This window comes from Anaerosalibacter bizertensis, from assembly GCF_009696605.1.
In the GTDB taxonomy this organism is placed as follows: domain Bacteria; phylum Bacillota; class Clostridia; order Tissierellales; family Sporanaerobacteraceae; genus Anaerosalibacter; species Anaerosalibacter bizertensis.
The window spans coordinates 76,182-97,849 of record NZ_VULR01000003.1 but is presented as its reverse complement, the minus strand read 5'-3'; the positions used below and the strand labels follow the sequence as shown (position 1 = coordinate 97,849).

Here is a 21,668-nt window from a genome sequence, read left to right as displayed (position 1 = left end):
GATTTTACACTAATCATCTAGTATATTATCTTTAAAAAATTTTATTAAACCATATTGAGCTAAAATCTCCATAAATTGACCATCGAGAGAAGCTTCAAGACCGTTTAACATTGCATTATCCCTATATCTTTTTTCGTTTTCTTTAATCTCTTTACTAAATATTTTATAAGCTTCTTCTTTTGTTTCACAATCCTTTAGCAATTCGGCATATCTATCATATTCTTTAGAAAGTTCATTCATAAAATAATTATCTAATTCTGGATATCTACTTTCATATTCCTGTAGAACTTCCTTTTTACTTTTTAATCTTAACATCTTTTACACCCCTTTTTATTGGAATCTATATAATCATATTATATATTAAATTTTCTAAATCTTCAATCTTCCGTTATAATATCTCATTAATAAAAAACCTATGGTTTCCCATAGGTTATCCTACTTTGATTGCTTTTGCTGGACATTTATCTTGAACTTCCTTGACTTTTTTCTTATTTTTATAAGAAATATTCTTATTTAAAACTTTAGCTTTTTTATTCTCAACTTTGAAATATTGTGGGCTCATTTTTTCACACAATCCACATCCCATACAATATTCCCTTCTCAATAATATAGTATCCTCTTCTATCTTTTCTTCTTCCATAGGTATATCTTCTCGTTTAACCAATTTTGATATTATATATCCCATGATAATAATGGAAATAGTCGTAAAAATCCATCTTATGAACATAAACTTAAGCCCTAAAAATTTAGCTTCATTTGCAAGCATAGGCACCTTTATTACTGCCCAAGCACTTAATATAACTACTATATTAGATATACTAGCACCCTTATTAAGAAGAGTCTTACAAACTGGAAAAGCTGCATATATAGGTCCTGCCGATACACTACCAAGTAATAAAGATATAAAATAACCTTTAAGTCCTGAATTATCTCCTAAATGTTTAACTATCATTTTTTTAGGCACCCAAGCTTCTATTAAAGATGTAAGTAAAAATACAACTGGCATGATTATAAGCATCTCTTTTATATAATATCCACTATTTTTAACAGATAAAACTGCTTTATCTGTATTGGTTATAAATAATATTCCATAAATTAAAGTAACAGTTGCTAAAAATTTATTTTTCTTCAACTTTTCAATCATAATATTGCCCCCATTACCATTGAAATTAATAATGCAGCTAAAAAACTTAGACTGTTTCTTGCAATTGCAAACTTTCTTCCAAATTCCTGCTTTTCTAAATTAAATGTCACAAAACCTACCATAGTTAAAGTAGTTAAAAAAGCTACTGCTGGAACTATACTAGCCCCCATATCTACAATAGAACCTACTAATGGAAAAGCAACAAAAGCTGGAATTAATGTAATGCTACCTACTAAAGCTGATATAATAGTAGCCATAATAGTGTTTGAACTGCCTAAATATTCTTTAATAATATGTGGTGGAATAAATGTAAGAAGTAGTCCTATTAAAAATAATATTCCTAGTATTTGACCTATCATATTTCCCATCATCTTTTTAGACATTTTCATCGATTTTAAAGTTTTCTCACTATCCTTTATCATTGAAATAACAAACCATATACCTGTAATAACCCATAGTGCTATAGTAAATATATCCATAACCTATCCCCTTCCATAGTTAATTCTTCTTAATTATAATTTATAATGGTATAATAAAAAGTAACTATAGTTACTTTTTGGAGGTTTTAAAATGACTATTAATAAATATAAAGAACTAATAAGTCATACTTATCTATTTAATAACTTTTCTCCAGATGAAATTAATAAACTATTTAAATATGAATATTATCAAATTAAAAACTATAAAAAAATTCTATTATATATATTCAAAATGAAAAATGTAGCACTGTAGATATTTTGCTAAACGGGACTATAGCAGTTCAAAGAATAGGGGAAAATGGAGATGTATTGACAGTTGCAACCTTTTCTTCTGGAGATATTATAGGTGGAAACCTAGCCTTTTCTAATAATAATGAATATCCTATGACCATAATATCTGCCTCAAATTCTGAAATTTTGCATATTAAAAGAGGGTTCATACTGGAACTTTGCCAAAATAATAAAGCATTTTTAGTTAGATTTCTTCACTGCTTATCTGATAAAACATTGGTTCTTACAGATACTATCAAATTTATATCTATGAAAAGTATCAGAGATAAGATAATTGAATTTTTAACATACGAATACTATACTCAAAAGGATCTCAATATTAAATTAAATATTTCAAAAAAAGAATTAGCAGAAAAATTTGGAATACAACGTCCTTCCCTTTTTAGAGAGCTTAGAAAAATGAAGGAAGAGAAACTTATTGATTATAACCATAAATATATAACCATATTAGATAAATCAATATTAAAGTGATCTATTTCTATACTTTTTGATTTATGTCAAAGATATCTTCCAAATTAATCAATACAATAAATATACGATATAAATATAGCTTAAAAGGGTAATCTATAAATAAGTGGATTAAAATTGGAGGTATTTTAATGAGTGAATTAATCAATAATAGAGAATATAGACAAGAAATATTAAAAGAAGTTATTAGAGAACTTCATACTGGAAAAACTGTAGACGAAGTAAAAGCTAAATTTGGGAAGGCTATAGAAGGGGTCTCTCCATCAGAAATATCTGCTATGGAACAAGAATTGGTTAAAGAAGGTTTGCCAATAGAGGAAATTCAAAACCTGTGCGATGTTCACGCTGCAGTATTTAAAGGTTCTATTGAAGAAATACATCACCCAGAAGAAGTTCCCGGGCATCCCATTCATACTTTAAGACAAGAAAATGATGCTATTCAAAAACATATTTTAGAAAACATCAATCCTAAGTTAGAAGCATTTATCAAAGAAGATAGTCCAGATAATATAAATAGCTTAATAGAAGATATCAATCTACTTTGGGATATTGATAAACACTATAGCAGAAAAGAGAATTTAATTTTCCCTTATCTAGAAAAATATAATATCACAGCTCCACCAAAAGTAATGTGGGGAGTAGATGATGAGATTAGGGCATTACTGAAAGAAATTAAACTATTACTTAAAGATTATAGAGGCAATAAAGATGAAGTTGTAGAAAAAATTAAGCATGCAACAAAACAAATTGAAGAAATGATTTTTAAAGAAGAAAGTATATTATTCCCTATGGCTTTGGAAACATTAACTGAAGATGAGTGGATAGAAATATATGATGAGAGTGATGAAATAGGCTATGCAATAATTTCTCCAGATACTGAATGGAAGTTAAAGAGAGTAGATGTAGATAGAAAAGAGAAAAATAATTCTCTGAAAGATGGATATGTGAGATTTGAAACAGGAATTCTATCTTCAGAAGAAATAAATCAAATATTCAATGCTATACCAGGAGATATGACTTTTATTGATAAAGACGATATTGTAAAATACTTTTCTCAAGATGAAAATAGAATCTTCCCTCGTACAAAAGCTGTAATAGGACGAAGTGTACAAAACTGTCATCCACCTGCTAGTGTTCATGTGGTAGAGAAGTTATTAGCTGACTTTAAATCTGGCAAAAAAGATAGTGAAGATTTCTGGATTAAAATGGGGGATTTATATGTGCTTATTAGATATTTTGCCATTAGAGATGAAAATGGTGAATACCTAGGTACATTAGAATTTACACAAGATATTGCGCCTATCCGAGCTATAGAAGGAGAAAAAAGATTGTTATCCGATTAAATAAAAAGGCTTAACTGATGAAAATTAGTTAGGCCTTTAACTTCCTATAAATCTTTAACAAAACCTGCTATATTTCCCAAAACAGGGTATTATAAATATGGGGTGATTGTATGGAATCAATAGATATTATGATTAAAGAACATGAGAATATTAGAAGAATGTTAAAAGTTATAAGAAAATATTCTTATAAAGTTCTTCTTGATGAAGAAATAGATTATTATGATTTCTATAAAATAATAGATTTCATTAGAAACTATGCAGATAAACATCATCACATGAAAGAAGAAAATGTACTTTTTAGAATCATGGGTGAAAACTTTAAGCAGTTTGCTAATAATGGTCCTATAACTGGAATGTTTATTGAACATGATATGGGCCGTCTTTATACTTCAAATTTAGAAGAAGCTTTAAAGGAATATCAAAAAGGTAATGATGAAAAAAGATTGGATATAATAGCTAATGCTATTTCATATACAGATTTATTGTATAGACATACTGAAAAAGAAAATACAGCACTGTATAGGCTTGCGGAAAAAACTCTTCCTGAGGAAATTAAAAAACAAATAGATGTAGAATGTGAACAGGTTGAAAAAGAAGCTGAGGAAAAAGGAATTCAAAAAAAAATATTTAAATTTACTCAAGGAGCTGGAAAGTAAAGTAAATTAAGGCCCTTAAACAAGGGCTTTTAAACTCTCTTCATCTAATATAATAATCTTCCTATGTCCCACCATCCTTATCCAATTCATATCTTGAAAATAAGATAATTTTCTGCTTAAAGTCTCCTGGCTCATTCCTATATAAGATGCCCAATCTCTTTTACTCATTCCTAATATAACTTCTCCATTCTCATCCTTCCAGGCAAATAAAGTCTCAATAATCCTTGTTTCTACGTCATGTATTCCTAGATGCTCAATTAGATTTTCTGCCCTTCCTAATCTACAACTTAATTCTTCTAATACTTTCAAAGCAATAGTTGGATATTTAGTCATTAGTTCTCTCATTTCATCCCCACCTATAATACAAACAATTGTATCCTCCAGTGCCTCTGCATTATCTATACGAGGTGTATGGGAAAATAACGATAGTTCTCCCATAAAGTCCCCAGGTTCTAGTATTCGAATAACCTGTTCTTTTCCTGATATTGAAAATCTCGTTATCTTAACCTTTCCTCTATGGATTACAAATAATTTTTCTCCACTATCTCCCGCTGTATATATCATTTCACCCTTTTCATATTTCCTATCTACTGTGATTCTTGATAGTTCCATCATTTCTTCAAATGTTAAATTGCTAAATATAGGAACTAACTCCATACAAGTTTTATTATTATGTTCACAACCCATATAATCACTCCTATCAAATAAATTCTTTTTCCCACTTACTTTTTTTTGCAATATACTAATAATTTTATAGAGTTTATTATTGCTAATAGTAATCATAATTATAGAAGATATCTAAATATAATTCTTTGATCTAAATCAAATTTATAAGCTATTAAACTATAAATATAATAGAAAAACAGAGTGAATTTTTTCACTCTGTTTTTCTATTAATATCTATGCTTCTAAAAACATCTTCATGTCATCTTCTACATTTGTTATTCCACTAATTCCAAAGTTTTCAACCAATACATTTACTACATTTGGTGAAAGGAATGCTGGTAGAGTTGGTCCTAAGTGAATATCTTTCACTCCTAGGTATAATAGTGCTAACAATACTATTACAGCTTTTTGTTCATACCAAGCTATATTGTATGCTATTGGAAGATCATTGATATCTTCTAATTCAAATATTTCCTTTAATTTAAGAGCTATAACAGCTAGTGAATATGAGTCATTACATTGACCAGCGTCTAATACTCTTGGTATCCCATTTATATCTCCTAAGTTCAATTTGTTATATTTGTATTTAGCGCATCCTGCTGTTAGAATAACTGTGTCTTTTGGAAGAGCTTTTGCAAAATCTGTGTAGTAATTTCTGCTCTTCATTCTTCCATCACAGCCTGCCATTACAAAGAATTTCTTAATAGCTCCTGTTTTAACTGCTTCTACTATTTGGTCAGCCAATGCAAATACTTGTGCATGAGCAAATCCTCCAACGATTTTTCCTTTTTCTATTTCAACTGGTGCTGGTAATTTTTTAGCATGTTCAATTATTTCTGAGAAATCTTTTGCCTTTCCATCTACTCTATCAGGAATATGTTTAAACCCTGGATATCCTGATGAACCTGTTGTATATACTCTATCTGCATAAGAAGCACTTGGTGGAACTATACAATTTGTTGTAAATAGTATTGGCCCATTGAACTTTTCAAACTCTTCTTTTTGTTTCCACCATGCATTACCATAGTTTCCTACAAAATGATCATACTTTTTAAATGCTGGGTAGTAGTTAGCTGGCAACATTTCACCATGAGTATAAACATCTACTCCAGTACCTTCTGTTTGTTTTAGTAGTTCTTCCATATCCTTTAAATCATGACCTGATATAAGTATTGCAGGGTTGTTTCTAACACCAATATTTACTTCAGTTATTTCTGGATTTCCATAAGTTGATGTATTGGCCTTATCAAGTAATGCCATTGTGTCTACACCGTATTTACCAGTTTCAAGTGTAAGTGCAACTAAATCATCTACAGTTAAACTATCATCTAAAGTAGCAGCTAAAGCTTTTCTTATAAATTTAGCTATTTCTTCATCTTCATATCCTAGATTCATGGCATGTTCTGCATAAGCTGCCATTCCCTTAACACCATAGGTAATTAATTCTCTTAAAGAACGAATGTCTTCATTTTCTGTAGCTAAAATCCCTACTTCTTCACTACCAGCTTTAAATTCAATTTCATCTTTTGAATTAACTACAAATGTGGCAGGATCCTTTAGTTCCCCTAATTCTACACCTTCTTCTATTAAAGCTGCTTTTAATTCATCTCTAAGTTTAAGAGCTTCTTTTATTTTTTCAAAGAATCTATCCTTATCAAAGTTTGCATTTGTTATAGTCATAAATAGTCCTTCTATAATAAATCTATCTAAACCAGGCATTTTAAATCCAATTTCATCTGCTTTTACGCCTAGTACCGAAATACCTTTTATTGCATATATCATCAAATCTTGAAGTTGGGCTAATTCTGCTGTTTTACCACATACTCCAACTTTTGTACAGCCCTTTCCTCCAGCTGTTTCTTGACATTGGTAACAAAACATACTCATTATTTATTCCCCCTTAAATTTTTCTTTCTGTAAACTATACTACTATAGTTTACATTAATTTTCGGTAACATAGGTTACCTATTATAAATTTTTTAATAATCAATTCCTGCTGGCATTATATTATCTGGATCAAATGCATGACAAGGTGTAACTGCATATACCATACTGCATTTTGGACATTTCTCTTCAAAATGTATCATTTCAAATTCTTCCCCACATTCTGAACATTTCTTTATTAGTGGTACAGGCATAAATTGTTTGTCAAATCCCATTTGTCTCACCTTATCAGCAACTTGTTTCCCATTTTCAAAACTTCCTGAACAACCTTCATGGGACATATAAGAAAACCTCCTTCTATTTAAATATATTCATATTTAATTCTTCTCCATTTCTAAGGCTATTTCTCATGCCTTGAATGGTTTTGTCCATTTTTTCAAGTTCTAATAATATTTTCTTTTCTTCCATATTGGTCTCTATAACCTTGTTTATACCACCATTCTTTATTACAATCCTTTTATCACCCATCAGCGCTAGGATTGGATCATGGGTAGCCATTAGAACTATTTTGTCACTACTTACTAAAAGATTTAATGCCTTTTTCCTATCAATACCTGCATTTTCAATTTCATCAATTAATACTATTGGTGAAGAACTTAATATTGCTGTGTCTGCAATCATCAAGGCTCTTGATTGTCCTCCACTTAAACTTGTTATAGGAGTATCTAATTTAAACTTTTCCCCAGCTAAATTATTAGCTGCTTCTATTATATTTTTTATTACTTCCTCTTCGTTTTCTACCATTCTGCTTTTAGCATGAAGTTCTAAAAATTCATTTACAGTTAAATCCATCACAAAATTCATATTTTGTGAAAGCTGAGCTACAAGTCTGTTGTTAGAAGAAAATCTCCATTTCTTATCTGGTATTTCATTATTGATAAGGATTATTCTACCAGTTGGGGTATCATTTTGAGCCGCCCATTCAATATCTGCAAGTAATCTACTTTTCCCTGAACCTGTAGGACCTACAATGGAAATAATATCTCCCTTATTAATAGTTATCTCTTCAAATCTTTCTTTACATCCACTTTTATCTTTTCCTGCCAATATAGTTAATGACTCTACAGTTTTTTCCTCTTTAATCCCTAAAAACTCTATCATTTGCTCTATATATTCCAAAAGGCCTTCCATAAGCTTTTCAGTATCAATTGCCCATTCTCCTATATCCTCTTCTGAAAAATGATCTAAATATTCTTTAAAAGTCCTATTTTCAAATCCTTCAATATTCAATTTATTATCAGAAAAATAGTTTATTATAAAAGGGTATTTTTCCTGCAATTCTTTTAGTGAAATAGAATTTATCATTTTATTATCTATCATCTTCATCACCTAATTTCATCTTTCTTACATTACCCATTTGATAGTCTTCGCCTATCCTTGTTTCACCTAAGCAATAAGAACATAATGCTGAAGGCATAGGAAACTTAAGTTTCTTACCTTTTACAGTATCAATTTCTTCATTTTCATCATATACAAGGGTGCTTAGCTCATAAGCTCCCTGTCCAGTAAGCCCATTGATATGGATTGTTACAGCTTTTGGATTTACAGAGTTTACCCTAGATGAAAATACTTCTCTTTCCGCTTGGGATACTATATCTCCTTTTGTTATAACTACAATATCTGCAGACTTTAACATAGGACCTATTTTTTTAGGAGTATTTATACCACTTAAATTATCAATAACACAAATAGATTTAATATCTTGTATATAAGGAGAACATCTATTACATAATCCAGCACTTTCTGTAATTAAGAAATCCAAATTAAGTTTTTTACCCCATTGGACTACTTCCTCTATATTACTTACAAAAAAATGGTCTGGACATAGTGAACCTGAAAGTCCCTTCCTTACTGGCACTCCTGCTTTTTCATATAGGATATCATCATCTGTATATAGACAGTCAAATTTAACTACGCCTACAGAAACACCTCTTTGTTTCAATGCTTCAATAGTCTTTAATATTACTGAGGTCTTTCCAGAAGATGGAGGACCTGAAAATGTTGCTATATTCATAAACATCACCCCTAAATCGATTCATTAAATATTTTTTCACATATTTTTATCTTTTCACCAATATCATTTTCACTTATATAATCCCATCCAAGCCACATATACTTTTGATCCTTAGGCACCAGATTATCTACCTCTGGATGAGTACTTGGAAATCTACCATTGTGAGCCAATATCTCTCCTACCTGTTTTGATGCAAAGAAATCTACAAAAGGTTTTATTTCCTTTTCCTTAGACTTTTTAGTAAGTAGAAATATTGGACTGATAATTGCACCATCAGAAGGCCAAACCGCTACCATAGGTCCACCTTCTTTAGTCATCTTCGTGAAAAAGTAAGGCATTATAGTCACTACTGGTCTTTCCATCTTCTTCATATGGGATTTAACCATTTCAGATGGATGCATACTTTTTAATAAGGATTTACCTAATCTTTTAACCCCATCTTCTCCATATCTCTTGTGTATATTTAAAAGAATAGCATTGAAAAGATCAAAATCTCCTATAGGCAAACTAACCCTATTTTCAAATTCTTCACTTAGTATATCTTCCCAACTCTTTGGCAATTCTCTACCATTTAGTTCCTCTGTATTTACAAGAAAAACTGCTGGTACTACACCAATTATTGAATATTGATTGTCTGGATCTTTAAGATTCATATATTCATTATCAAAATCAGTATTTAATCTACTAAATCCAGTCATATCTTTAAATACATCTTTAGATTTAAATTTTCCCATCAAATTTTTGTCAAAGAATAAGTCGAAACCAGCAGATATAAATATATCTGATATACCCTCTTCTGAATCTGCTTCTTCTAAAGATTCCTTTAACCAATCTATTCCGCTAGAAGCAGCCTTCAACTCATAATCTACTATAATATCTAGATTATCTTTTTCATTATCCATCCATTTATTAAAAGAATCCATAAGTGGAATCCTCACAGGACACGGAAGTACTCCATCAATTCTAACGTCTGCTTCTTTATTTTCATTTTTTTGAATCAAAGTTTCATCTATTATATTTTTCTTATCTTCAATTATTTCTATAAGTCTATCTGTAAAGGTTACTACATTTATCTTTTTCATAGATAATGCTGTTTCTAAAGAAATTGCCTTTCCTAAAGTCTTTCTTTTATCTTCATTTTTCATATCTTCAAATCCAATTGAAATAAACAAGCTTATTGTTTCTGGATATTTTTTTACAATATCATATAGTGAATCCTTTATATCAAAATATTTATTCATATTTCCAACCTCCGAATCTACAATGTTAAGTTACTGATTTTTTCTTAATAGTATTTTAACCTTAAAAGGGAAAAAAATCGGTAACTCATGTTACCAAAATAATAATGAGAATTAATTCATTAAAAATCTCATATAAATATATGACAAAAGTTTTATTTTTTACATATTTAGTTTTACTGCTTTACATTATTGTGATAAAGTATTATAATTAAAAAAATATTATATTTAAAGGGGGAATTTCATGCTGTTAAATCCAGTAGTCTTATCTGTTATTGTAATGACTGTACTATGCCTATTAAAGTTAAATGTTATACTGGCATTGATATTGGCAGCTCTTACTGGTGGATTAATCTCTGGAATGAATCTTACTGAAACCATGACTCTATTAATTGACGGAATGGGTGGAAATGCTGAAACTGCTCTTAGTTATATTTTATTAGGTACACTAGCTGCAGCTATTAATAAAACAGGAGTAGCAAATCTTCTTGGAAAAAGTATATCTAATATTATTAATGATAGAAGATCATTATTAGTTCTTTTAATTGCCATTATAGCCTGCCTTTCTCAAAATTTAATTCCTGTTCATATTGCCTTTATTCCAATACTTATTCCACCTCTTATTGGTCTTATGAATAAATTAAATATTGACAGGAGAGCCGTTGCCTGTGCTCTTACTTTTGGACTAAAAGCGCCCTATGTAATGCTCCCCGTAGGATTTGGTCTTATTTTTCATAATATTATAAGGGATAATCTTATTGCCAACGGTATAAATGTAGTAACTGGAATGGTTTGGAAATCAATGTTGCTTCCAGGCATTGGAATGACCATAGGACTCCTAATAGCTATATTTATAACCTATAGAAAACCTAGAGAATATAAAATAGTAGATAATGTGTTTGAAAATAAAGTTGCCAATGACTTAGAAGATGAAAAACAATCTGATAACTTATGTCGTAAACAAATTGCTGGACTCACAGGTGCTATTGTAGCCTTTGTAATACAAGTAATTACAGAATCTTTACCATTAGGAGCTATTGCTGGACTTATTATTATGTTAGTATTTGGAGCTTTTAAATGGAAAGACATTGACAATTTAATGGGTGATGGCATTTCCATGATGGGATTTATAGCTTTTGTAATGTTAGTTGCTTCAGGTTATGGAGCTGTTTTAAGAGAAACTGGTGGAGTGGAAACTTTGGTAGAAGCTGCTACCGGCTTAATGGGAGGAAGTAAATTTATTGGAGCTATTATAATGCTTTTTATAGGACTTATTGTCACTATGGGAATTGGCACCTCTTTTGGAACTATTCCTATTATAGCTACTATATACGTTCCATTGGCTTCAGCATTAGGCTTTAGTCCAGCAGCTATTATTGCACTAGTAGGAACTGCAGGAGCATTAGGGGATGCAGGTTCTCCTGCTTCAGATAGCACCCTCGGACCTACGTCAGGATTAAATGTTGATGGCCAGCATGACCACATTTGGGATACCTGTGTTCCTACATTTTTACACTTCAATATTCCACTAATAATATTTGGAACAATAGCAGCTTTAGTATTATAGCTCTTCATAATAAAAGCCCTCTTTTATGAGGGCTTTTGTATTATTATAATATTATCTCCTATTTTAATTTTTCCACTTTTTATAATTTTGGTAAATATAACTTCTTTAGCTAAAGAACAAACTTCTCCACTTCTTATAAGTTTACATTCTGGAAAACATTTTTTACCTATTTGAGTTATTTCATGAATTGTTTCTCCAATTATAAGCCTTAAACCTATATACAATCTGCTTACATCTATATTTTTTATAGTTATATTTTCATAAAATCTTTCCATACAAAGACCCTTATGAGCCAATGATGAATTTTTTTCTCTTCCTTCTAGAGTAAATATGGAAACTTGATTATTTCCACCTTTAGAATGAATATCTCCTATTAGCCCATGTCCAGTTTTAAAATTACCTTCTTGGGTTAGCTTTTCTTGTTCTCCTCTTTTATTCTTTATATAAATAGCTACTACTTCTCCATTATTAAACATATAAAACACCTCTATTATACTTTTAAAGTAGGAAAATTAGAATATATATTCATTCTTTTTCCTCTAGCAAAGCCTATCAATATTATATTTAATTCCTTTGCTATATCTATTGAAAGACTTGTAGGAGCAGATCTAGATACTATAACTGGTATCTGTCTTTTAGCTACCTTTATAAGAATTTCAGAAGATATTCTGCCACTAGTTAGAATAATCTTATCCTTAAAATCTATATCTTCAAGTAAGGCTTTCCCCAGCACTTTATCCAATGCATTGTGCCTTCCAATATCCTCTTTAAAAATTATTATTTTATTAATATCACATAAGGCACAACTGTGTACCCCTCCTGTATCTAAAAAAAGTTGAGAGCTTTTATTGAATTCTTTTATAAGGTCCATAATTTGTTTTATTGTAATGTCTATTTTGTCTTCTATTTTTTTTGAGTTAAAGGAGTCTACTACATTATAAAAAACTGTTCCTTTTCCACAACCTGATGTAATAGTTCTTTTACCATGAAACTTTTTATTTAATCTATTTGTATTTTTAGAATAAACATAGGCTATGCCTTTTTCTTTATCTAATATTATTTTTTCTATATCTGAAATAGAATCTATAAGACCTTCTGAATGAAGAAAGCCAATAGTTAATTCTTTAAGGGAGTTGGGACTGCATAATAATGTTATAATTTCTTCATCATTTAAAAATATAGTAAAAGGATATTCTATAACTACTGTATCCTCTTCTTTTAAAACCCCTCTATCTTTAATTCTAATAATATTATACTTTGTAATATCCTCCATATATATCTCCTTAGCTTATATTGCAATTGTCTTTAAGAAAATACTCTAGATCTTCTTTTGTATTAAGGTTTAAAAACATATCCCAATTAGGACTAAACATTCTAGCTTCTTCTTCCTCTACATAATAGGTTTGTAATTGTTTGATTAATTGATTTAAAGATCTTTTCCCTTGTGCTAAATAATCCTCTATGTCTAATACTATATCTTTAGAGTAGAAGCCATTGAAAGGTTCTATATTTACTCCAAATCTAGTTACACAAGCTTTAATATCCATATCTAAATCCCTAATTTTATATTTCATATATCTGATGTATTTTAAATTTATATTTGGCATATCACAAGCAATAAAATATACAAATTGACTATTAGATTCTTTAAGACCTGCATGGATACCACTTAATGGTCCCTTTTCTACTATTATATCTTTAACTACCTTAAAATTAAAATCCAAATAGTATTCCGGGCTATTAGTCACCACTATTATTTCTTCAAATTCCACACTAAGTTTAGATACTAATTTATCTATAAGCTTTTTTTCATTTATCTTTAATAGCTGTTTGTCAAATCCCATCCTAGTACTTTTCCCACCAGCTAAAATAGCAGCAGTTCCAAATTTTCTCATTTTTATCAACCTACCTAATATATCAATTTGATATTAACTACTTAATTTATCAATCCTAACAGCAGCTACTTTAAGTTCTGGTATTTTAGCTATTAAATCCAATTTATTGCTAGTTAAATAGTTAGCTGCCCCTTCTGCAAAGTGGAATGGCATAAATAATATGTTTTTCTCTACTATATTAGTTACTTTTGCTGATGTAACTACCCTACCTCGCCTTGAAGATAATCTTATTTTCTCTCCATCAGATATTCCCAATTTATTAGCAGTTTCCTTATTTATCTCAACATAAGATTTAGAAGCTATCCTATTTAAGCCTTCCACTCTTCCTGTCATAGTCCTAGTATGATAATGATATAATATTCTTCCAGTTGTAAGTATATAAGGATATTCTAAATCTACAACTTCACCACTTTCCTCATACTCAGCCGCTACAAACAACCCTTTGCCTCTAGAAATAGAAGAACTATGAAGATACTTCGTTCCTGGATGGTCTTTTGTTGGACACGGCCATTGTATACCTTCATTTTCTATTCTTTCATAGTTTATTCCAGCGTATTGAGGGGTTACTTTTGAAATCTCTTCCATTATTTCAGATGGATTTATATATTTTTTCTCATAACCTAATTCATTCATTAAATCCATTATTATTTTCCAATCTGCTTTAGAATTTCCCACAGGTTCTATAGCTTTTCTAACCTTCTGTACCTTCCTCTCCGTATTTGTAAAGGTACCATCTTTTTCTGCAAAAGATGCTGCTGGCAATACTACATCGGCAAGTTCTGCCGTTTCAGTTAAAAAGATATCCTGAACAACTAGAAAATCAAGATTTTCTAAAGCTTTTTTCACATGATTTATATCTGGATCAGATACCATAGGATTTTCTCCCATTATATATATGAACTTTATATTGCCTTCTTCCGCACCATCAAAAATTTCAGGAATAGTAAGTCCAGGTTTTGTAGATAGTTTAGTTTTCCACGCATCTTCAAATTTTTCTATAACTTTTGATTCTACTACCTTTTGATAACCAGGTAAATCTCCTGGAAGCCCTCCCATATCACAGGCTCCTTGAACATTGTTTTGTCCTCTTAAAGGATTTACTCCTGCTGATTCCTTACCAATATTTCCACATAGGAGAGAAAGATTTGACACAGCCATTACAGAATTAGTACCTGTAGTATGTTGGGTAATTCCCATTGCATAGTATATTCCTGCTTTTTCTGCCTTTCCATATATAAGAGCAGCTTTAACTATATCATCTGGATCTACTCCACATATTTTAGCCACTCTTTCAGGTGTATATTTCTTAACAGTTTTAACCAACCCTTCAAAACCTTCAGTATTCTCTTCAATATATCTCTTATCTTCCAATCCATTTTCAATAATAACATTCATGATTCCATTTAATAATGCAATATTGGTCCCTGGCTTTATTTGAAGAAATACATCTGCATATTCTGCCAATTCAATCCTTCTAGGATCTGCTACTATAAGTTTAGCACCGGCTTTCTTTGCCCTCTTCATGTAACTTCCTATAACAGGATGATTTTCTGTAGTATTAGAACCAATAACAAACATAGCATCTGTACCTAGCACTTCCTCTATACTATTGGTCATAGCACCGCTTCCCAATGTAGTTGCAAGACCTGCAACTGTAGATGCGTGTCAGAGACGGGCACAATGATCTACATTATTAGTCTTTATAACTGTCCTAAATAGCTTTTGAAATAAATAATTTTCTTCATTAGTACATCTAGCCGAAGTAAGACCTGCGAAAGCTTCTGGTCCATATTGGTCCTTTATTTCATATATCTTATTCCTTATAACTTTATAAGCTTCATCCCATGTAGCTTCTTCAAATTTTCCATTTCTTTTAATAAGGGGGGTCTTTAGTCTATCTCGATGGTTTATAAAAGAATAAGCAAATTTTCCTTTTACACACAAAAGTCCATTATTAGGACTTTCCATAGCTGGTTCCACCCCTACTATTTTCTCACCTTTAACTAGTAGATTCATTTGACAGCCAACACCACAATAAGAACACGTAGTCCTCATCTTTTTTATCTCCCAATATCTATATCTTTCTTTACTTTTAGGTACCAATGCTCCTACAGGACAAACCGATACACAATTTCCACAAGAAACACATTTAGATTTAGAAAGCCCTTTATCAAAAGGTGCTACAACTTTTGTATCAAAACCTCTATCTTCTAAACCAATAGCATTTGTTCCTTGAAGTTCTGAACATACCCTTACGCATTTTCCACAAAGTATACATTTATTTGGATCATAGCTATAGAAATGATTAGAATAATCAATAGGATATTTTTTCCTTTCACCTGCAAAACTACCCTTTTCAACGCCATATTCATAACAGTAATCTTGAAGTTTGCAATCTCCAGATTTTTCACAACTTAAACAATCCTGTGGATGATTTGAAAATAAAAGATCTAATATATCTTTTCTTGCCTTTATAACCTTTTTGCTATGGGTTTTTATATTCATGCCTTCTTTTACTTTTAGGGAACATGATGTCATAAGATCTTTTTTTCCCTCTACCTCTACTACACATAATCTGCACGCTGAATAAGGCTCCAATCTTTCATCATAGCATAAGGTTGGAATTTCTATTCCCATATTTTTACAAGCTTCAAGTACAGTTATATCTTCTTCAACATTGCACCTAAAACCATTTATAATTATCTCAATCATTTTCATCTCCACCTTATTTTTCATCATCAATCTTAATTATCTTTTCAAATATATCCTCTAAACCTAATACTTCTTTCCAAGTAGCTTCTACAAATTCTCCATCTTCCTTTTTATAAGGGGTTTCTGGATTGTCTAGATAGAGTAGTTCAGTAGTCAATCTTCCCTTTAAACAAAGAGGTCTTCCATTAGAAGGAGATTTAGCCCTTACTGCTACACTCTTTCCATTCTTATATAATACTTCAAAATTACACCCATAATCACATACTTTACATTTAACAGTCTTAACCTCTCCATCCCAAATCCTTGACTTTCCAATAAGCCTTTTATCTACTAATGCTCCAACAGGACATACTGTGACACATCTATTACAAGATACACAACTAGATTTTTCTAATGAAAAATCTCCATCTGCAACTATTTTTGTTTCAAATCCTCTCTGAGCAAAAGAAAGAACTGCTCTATCATGTATCTGATTACAAGTTCTCACACATTTTCCACAGAGTATACATTTGCTATCATCTTTTAGTATATAAGGGCTTGATGTATCCCTTAACCCCAATCTCTTTTCTCCTCCATGTTCTCTAAACTTTACATCATATCTATAAGCATACTTTTGTAATAAACATTCACCTGCTTTTTGACAAGTTAAACAATCATTTGGATGATTATCCAATATAAGTTGTAGTATTTCCTTTCTTATATTGACTACTCTTTCACTTTCTGTATATACAACCATTCCTTCTTTAACTTTAAGTGAACAAGACGTTTGAAGTTTTTTACTTCCTTCTACTTCAACTAAACATAGTCTACAGGCTGAAGCTATTTCTAAATTAGGATCATAACATAGTGCTGGAATATCTATTCCTAACCTTTCAGCTGCTTTTATAACGGTAAAATTTTCTGGTACCGTTACTTTTTGTCCATCTATAGTAAGAGTTATATTTTTCATTTCAAGCCTCCTAACTCTATTTTTTAACTATTGCACCTACTGGACAAGCCTCCATACATGTACCACATTTTATACATTTTTCAGTATCTATAACATGTCTTTCTTTTACTTTTCCACTTATACAGGAAACAGGGCAATTTCTAGCACATTTAGTACATCCTATACAATTTTCTGTAATGTAGTATTCTGAAAGAGCTTGGCAAGTCCCTGAAGGACATTTCTTATCATAAACATGAGCTTCATACTCATCTCTAAAATACTTCAATGTTGAAATCACTGGATTTGCAGCAGTCTTGCCTAATCCACATAAAGACGCATCTGTTATAGTCTGAGATAAGCTCTCAAGTCTATCTATATCTTCTGGGACCCCTTCTCCATTAGTTATTCTCTCCAATATTTCCAACATCCTCTTTGTACCTTCCCTACAAGGCACACATTTTCCACAAGACTCTTCTACTGTAAAATCCAAGAAAAACCTAGCAATATCAACCATACAATTATCTTCGTCCATTACAACCATTCCACCAGATCCCATTATAGATCCTAGTTCCCCTAAAGATTCAAAATCTACTGGAGTATCTAGATATTCGCTTGGTATACAGCCACCAGAAGGCCCACCTGTTTGAACAGCTTTAAACTTCTTATTATTAGGTATTCCTCCACCTATGTCGAATATTATATCTCTTAAGGTTACCCCCATTGGAATCTCTACTAAACCTGTGTTCTTTATTTTTCCTCCCAATGCAAATACTTTGGTCCCTGGGGACTTTTCTGTTCCTATATTTCTAAACCACTCAACACCTTTTTGAAATATTACGGGTACATTTGCCAAAGTCTCAACATTGTTTATAATAGTAGGTTTACCCCACAATCCTTTGTGAGCAGTTCTATGAATTTTGACCCTAGGCATTCCTCTTCTTCCTTCAATAGATTCCATAAGTGCAGTCCCTTCGCCACATACAAAAGCTCCTGCTCCAAGCCTTAACTCTATGTCGAAGTCAAAATCTGTTCCAAATATATTTTTTCCTAATAATCCATTTTCCCTGGCTTGCTCTATAGCCACTTCAAGCCTATGAACTGCTATAGGATACTCTGCCCTTACATATATATAACCTTGATCTGAACCTATAGCATAACCTATAATGGCCATAGCTTCTAATACTGAATGAGGATCTCCTTCTAAAATACTCCTATCCATAAATGCACCTGGATCACCTTCATCAGCATTGCATATTACATATTTCTTATCTGCTGGATAGTTATAGGCCTCATCCCATTTCCATCCTGCTGGGAAACCTGCTCCTCCTCTTCCTCTTAAATTAGAATCTTTAATAATATCTATTACCTCTTTAGGAGACATTTCTGTTAAAATTTTTCCCAAAGCTTCATAGCCGTTAAAAGCTATATATTCATTAATATCCTCAGGATTTATAAGTCCACAATTTCTTAAAGCTACCCTTTTTTGCTTTTTATAAAAATTAACTTCATTTACAGGTACTACTTCATCACCCTTACATGCATCTTTAAATAATAGTCTTTTAACTACATTTCCTTTAGAAAAATGTTCTTCTACTATTTCATCAACATCTTCTAATTTAACATGACTATAAAATATACCTTCTGGATATATAACTATATTAGGTCCTGCTTCACATAGTCCGAAGCAACCTGTTAATACAACTTCTACTTTATTTTCTAGTTTTTTTTCTACTACTTTTTCATGTAATAGCCTTCTTATTTCATCTCCTTGAGAAGAATGGCAACCAGTTCCTCCACAAACTAGCACATGGATTTTTTCTAAATTCTCTCCTTTTTCATGCCTTAAAGCTATTTTATTTAACTCTTTTTCTCTAATCTTATTTAATTCTTCAACACTTTTCATTATTACACCTCCAAACTATTTATATTTATTAAGTATTCCTTCTACATCATTTGGAGTAGTTTTTCCATAAACATCATCATTAACTACAAGAACAGGTGCCAAGCCACAAGCTCCTAAACAACGAGTTGCACTAATTGAAAATTTTCCATCAGCTGTTGTCTCTCCTACACCTATTTCTAGTATTTCTTCAACTTTATTGAGCACATCTTTAGAACCTTTTACATAACAAGCTGTTCCAAGACAAATTCCTATTTCATATTTTCCTTTCGGTATCAGAGAAAACTGAGAATAAAAAGTAACTACTCCATAAATTTCAGATAGTGGAATTTTAAGTTCTTCAGAAATCATATTTTGAATCTCAATAGGAATATGTCCAAATAAATCCTGAGCTTCGTGGAGTACCGCCATTAAAGCACCCTTCTTCTTCCTATTTTCCTCAATGTAAATTTTAAACTGTCTAACTTTTTCTTCATTTGCCTCCCAGTCAAATACAAATTCCATACTTCAACCCCCTTTACTTACATATAATAAAAAAATAGACAGTCTACCTCAATGTAAGCTGTCTATTTTTATAACAAATGTTTTTTATACTATAGCGATTGTTTATATTTATTTTATGTTAATATATTTTCTGATATTTGTCAATATTGAGCTTTGTCTGATTTTTTAGTAGATATTAAATTATATTCTATTTAATCAATCTAATGCCTCTTTTATATAATAGTCTAATAAAACCCTAAAACCTTTAAGGCATAATGCCTTAAAGGTTTTAAATCATATAGTATTATATTACTATTTTTCTAACATTAGTTTTTCTAATTCTAATGGTTCTATATACTGTCCATCTTTATATGCTCTCATATTTCCACCTGATATTTCATCAATTAATGCAATTTCATCATTATCTCCAACTCTACCAAATTCCAATTTAATATCATATAATTCTATGCCTTTTTTTGCTAACTCTTCTTTTACTATATTAGATATTTCTACAGTTCTTTCTTTTAATATTTTATATTCATCTCTTGAAAGTATTCCAAGCATATGAAGTGCATCTTCTGTAATAGGTGGATCTTCACGTTCATCATCTTTAAGGGTTATCTCAACAAATGAGTCTAACTTTTGCCCTTCTTCTGCATACATGCCATAACGACGTAAAAAGCTTCCTACTGCTCTATAACGACATATTACTTCAATACCATTTCCAAACATCTTAGCTGGTCTAACCGTCATAGTTGAATTTTCTATATCTGCATCTACATAATGGGTAGGAATCCCTTTTTCTTTTAACTTTTCAAAAAAGAATTTAGTCATTTTAAGACCCGATTTTCCCATACCTTCAACAGTTAAACCTACTGTATTTGCTCCTGGATCAAATACTCCATCTTTCCCTGTTACATCATCTTTAAATTTAAGTAAATAATTTCCGTCTTCTAAATCATATACATCTTTTGTCTTTCCCTTATATACAAGTTTCATTTCAATCACCCTTTTTCATAAAGATTTGTACGTAAATCTCTATATATAATTATATTATAAATTAACGTTTTATACAATTATTTTTTAAATGTTTATCATATGTTAATTTATTAGTAATTTAATTATTCTATTTATTTTTCTTTCCCACAGAAGCAAGATATATAACAAAATTATTTTCTCCGTCTAATCCAAGTAATTCATTTATTTTATCATCGTCAAAAGCTGCCATAGCACAAACTCCACACTCTATTGCTTCAGCTGATAAATAAAGATTCTGACATACATGGCCTGCATCTAGATGTATGTATCTATATCCTCTTTCACCATATCTCCATTTCATTCTGTAAACTGAAGTACTCCAAACAAAAGTTACTGCATTATTATTTATAAATTTTTGATTTCTACAACTAATAGTAAACTTTTCAGATACTTCTGGATCTAAATTTACCGCCATAAGTTTATGTTCAATAGCCAAATATCTATAAAGTCCTGGCTTTATACCGTCAACTTTCCTTATATAAAGATAGGTCTCAAAGGCATGTCTAGCTCCTGCCGAGGGAACATTTCTAAGGGTCGCAGCATTTAATATAACCCTTTTTACACCTTGAGTACACCATAAAAGATATGAAAGTTCTTCTATAGTCAATGGAATATCCTTATATTTTCTTGTAGTTTTCCTAGATTCTATAGCTTGTTTTAAGCTTATATCTTTAACTTCAATGTCTTCTATAGAAGGTAATTCTATAAATATCCCTTCAGGATTGTATTCAACTTCCAAAGGTGGTTGAGGTAGTCCCTTATCCCTATCAGGTTCTTCTAAATATTGATACTTTGTTTTTTCCATAAACTCTTTTCCTATCCCTTTACTCATAATGTTCACTCCTTATTTTGATTATAATTTCTTATTTCCCTACCATAATAATTGTTTAATTTTACTTTAT

Annotated in this window: 23 protein-coding genes; 5 read left to right on the top strand and 18 right to left on the bottom strand. The window is 30.9% G+C overall.

Annotation, left to right across the window (positions count from 1 at the left end; genetic code table 11):
- Positions 1 to 9 precede the first annotated feature (9 nt).
- The 3 genes from FYJ27_RS03290 to FYJ27_RS03280 form a co-directional block, all read right to left on the bottom strand.
- Complete coding sequence (locus FYJ27_RS03290; RefSeq protein WP_154483075.1) at positions 10 to 315, bottom strand: hypothetical protein; 306 nt, start codon at positions 313 to 315, stop codon at positions 10 to 12.
- A gap of 115 nt (positions 316 to 430) precedes the next feature.
- Complete coding sequence (locus FYJ27_RS03285; protein ID WP_154483072.1) at positions 431 to 1,144, bottom strand: permease; 714 nt, start codon at positions 1,142 to 1,144, stop codon at positions 431 to 433.
- Positions 1,141 to 1,623: a permease gene (locus FYJ27_RS03280; protein ID WP_154483069.1), complete on the bottom strand. Its 483-nt coding sequence runs from the start codon at positions 1,621 to 1,623 to the stop codon at positions 1,141 to 1,143. Before FYJ27_RS03280 ends, FYJ27_RS03285 begins: the two co-directional genes overlap by 4 nt.
- 91 nt (positions 1,624 to 1,714) lie before the next feature.
- On the opposite strand from FYJ27_RS03280, the gene FYJ27_RS12695 reads away from it, so the two are divergent.
- The 4 genes from FYJ27_RS12695 to FYJ27_RS03265 all read left to right on the top strand — a co-directional run bounded on the left by FYJ27_RS12695 (position 1,715) and on the right by FYJ27_RS03265 (position 4,381).
- On the top strand, positions 1,715 to 1,876 hold the full coding sequence (locus FYJ27_RS12695) for a hypothetical protein (protein ID WP_229775458.1): 162 nt from the start codon (positions 1,715 to 1,717) through the stop codon (positions 1,874 to 1,876).
- 5 nt (positions 1,877 to 1,881) lie between these two features.
- Positions 1,882 to 2,385 (top strand): Crp/Fnr family transcriptional regulator, encoded by a 504-nt coding sequence (locus FYJ27_RS03275; protein WP_229775457.1) that lies wholly within the window; start codon positions 1,882 to 1,884, stop codon positions 2,383 to 2,385.
- A 128-nt stretch (positions 2,386 to 2,513) separates the two neighbouring features.
- The gene (locus FYJ27_RS03270; protein ID WP_154483066.1) at positions 2,514 to 3,725 is read left to right on the top strand and encodes a DUF438 domain-containing protein; all 1,212 of its coding nucleotides are present in this window, start codon (positions 2,514 to 2,516) and stop codon (positions 3,723 to 3,725) included.
- Positions 3,726 to 3,835: 110 nt separating this feature from the next.
- Positions 3,836 to 4,381: a hemerythrin domain-containing protein gene (locus FYJ27_RS03265; RefSeq protein ID WP_229775456.1), complete on the top strand. Its 546-nt coding sequence runs from the start codon at positions 3,836 to 3,838 to the stop codon at positions 4,379 to 4,381.
- Positions 4,382 to 4,396: 15 nt separating this feature from the next.
- Here the strand turns inward: FYJ27_RS03265 and FYJ27_RS03260 are convergent, their stop codons facing one another.
- From FYJ27_RS03260 to FYJ27_RS03235, 6 genes are all read right to left on the bottom strand, one after another.
- Positions 4,397 to 5,068 carry a Crp/Fnr family transcriptional regulator gene (locus FYJ27_RS03260; RefSeq protein WP_154483063.1) on the bottom strand — a complete coding sequence of 224 codons (672 nt, stop codon included), beginning with the start codon at positions 5,066 to 5,068 and terminating at the stop codon, positions 4,397 to 4,399.
- 213 nt (positions 5,069 to 5,281) lie between these two features.
- Complete coding sequence (hcp, locus tag FYJ27_RS03255; protein WP_154483060.1) at positions 5,282 to 6,934, bottom strand: hydroxylamine reductase; 1,653 nt, start codon at positions 6,932 to 6,934, stop codon at positions 5,282 to 5,284.
- Between the two features lie 92 nt (positions 6,935 to 7,026).
- Positions 7,027 to 7,272, bottom strand: coding sequence for a toprim domain-containing protein (locus FYJ27_RS03250; RefSeq protein ID WP_154483057.1), 246 nt, complete (start codon positions 7,270 to 7,272; stop codon positions 7,027 to 7,029).
- Positions 7,273 to 7,288: 16 nt separating this feature from the next.
- Positions 7,289 to 8,311, bottom strand: coding sequence for an ATP-binding cassette domain-containing protein (locus tag FYJ27_RS03245; RefSeq protein ID WP_154483054.1), 1,023 nt, complete (start codon positions 8,309 to 8,311; stop codon positions 7,289 to 7,291).
- Positions 8,301 to 9,005 carry a GTP-binding protein gene (locus FYJ27_RS03240; RefSeq protein ID WP_154483051.1) on the bottom strand — a complete coding sequence of 235 codons (705 nt, stop codon included), beginning with the start codon at positions 9,003 to 9,005 and terminating at the stop codon, positions 8,301 to 8,303. Before FYJ27_RS03240 ends, FYJ27_RS03245 begins: the two co-directional genes overlap by 11 nt.
- A gap of 11 nt (positions 9,006 to 9,016) precedes the next feature.
- A complete protein-coding gene (locus FYJ27_RS03235) occupies positions 9,017 to 10,246 on the bottom strand; it encodes an ABC transporter substrate-binding protein (RefSeq protein ID WP_154483048.1) in 1,230 nt (409 codons plus the stop codon).
- A gap of 241 nt (positions 10,247 to 10,487) precedes the next feature.
- Here FYJ27_RS03235 and FYJ27_RS03230 point away from each other — a divergent pair, with 241 nt between their 5' ends.
- Positions 10,488 to 11,810: a Na+/H+ antiporter family protein gene (locus tag FYJ27_RS03230; protein ID WP_154483045.1), complete on the top strand. Its 1,323-nt coding sequence runs from the start codon at positions 10,488 to 10,490 to the stop codon at positions 11,808 to 11,810.
- A 23-nt stretch (positions 11,811 to 11,833) separates the two neighbouring features.
- Here FYJ27_RS03230 and FYJ27_RS03225 read toward each other — a convergent pair whose 3' ends face one another.
- From FYJ27_RS03225 to FYJ27_RS03185, 9 genes are all read right to left on the bottom strand, one after another.
- Positions 11,834 to 12,286: an MOSC domain-containing protein gene (locus FYJ27_RS03225; protein ID WP_154483042.1), complete on the bottom strand. Its 453-nt coding sequence runs from the start codon at positions 12,284 to 12,286 to the stop codon at positions 11,834 to 11,836.
- Positions 12,287 to 12,300: 14 nt separating this feature from the next.
- The gene (fdhD, locus tag FYJ27_RS03220) at positions 12,301 to 13,083 is read right to left on the bottom strand and encodes a formate dehydrogenase accessory sulfurtransferase FdhD (RefSeq protein WP_154483039.1); all 783 of its coding nucleotides are present in this window, start codon (positions 13,081 to 13,083) and stop codon (positions 12,301 to 12,303) included.
- A gap of 10 nt (positions 13,084 to 13,093) precedes the next feature.
- Entirely contained in the window at positions 13,094 to 13,705 is a 612-nt protein-coding gene (gene mobA / locus FYJ27_RS03215; RefSeq protein WP_154483036.1) for a molybdenum cofactor guanylyltransferase, read from the bottom strand.
- Positions 13,706 to 13,738: 33 nt separating this feature from the next.
- Complete coding sequence (gene fdhF, locus FYJ27_RS03210) at positions 13,739 to 16,417, bottom strand: formate dehydrogenase subunit alpha (RefSeq protein ID WP_154483033.1); 2,679 nt, start codon at positions 16,415 to 16,417, stop codon at positions 13,739 to 13,741.
- Positions 16,418 to 16,430: 13 nt separating this feature from the next.
- Positions 16,431 to 17,366, bottom strand: a complete 936-nt coding sequence (locus FYJ27_RS03205) for an NADH-quinone oxidoreductase subunit G (protein ID WP_154483030.1) — start codon at positions 17,364 to 17,366, stop codon at positions 16,431 to 16,433.
- A 16-nt stretch (positions 17,367 to 17,382) separates the two neighbouring features.
- On the bottom strand, positions 17,383 to 19,248 hold the full coding sequence (locus tag FYJ27_RS03200) for an NADH-quinone oxidoreductase subunit NuoF (protein WP_154483027.1): 1,866 nt from the start codon (positions 19,246 to 19,248) through the stop codon (positions 17,383 to 17,385).
- Positions 19,249 to 19,263: 15 nt separating this feature from the next.
- Positions 19,264 to 19,749: an NADH-quinone oxidoreductase subunit NuoE family protein gene (locus tag FYJ27_RS03195; RefSeq protein WP_154483024.1), complete on the bottom strand. Its 486-nt coding sequence runs from the start codon at positions 19,747 to 19,749 to the stop codon at positions 19,264 to 19,266.
- A gap of 291 nt (positions 19,750 to 20,040) precedes the next feature.
- The gene (locus tag FYJ27_RS03190; RefSeq protein WP_154483021.1) at positions 20,041 to 20,727 is read right to left on the bottom strand and encodes a phosphoribosylaminoimidazolesuccinocarboxamide synthase; all 687 of its coding nucleotides are present in this window, start codon (positions 20,725 to 20,727) and stop codon (positions 20,041 to 20,043) included.
- Positions 20,728 to 20,854: 127 nt separating this feature from the next.
- Entirely contained in the window at positions 20,855 to 21,598 is a 744-nt protein-coding gene (locus FYJ27_RS03185; RefSeq protein ID WP_154483018.1) for a SagB/ThcOx family dehydrogenase, read from the bottom strand.
- Between the last annotated feature and the right edge of the window lie 70 nt (positions 21,599 to 21,668).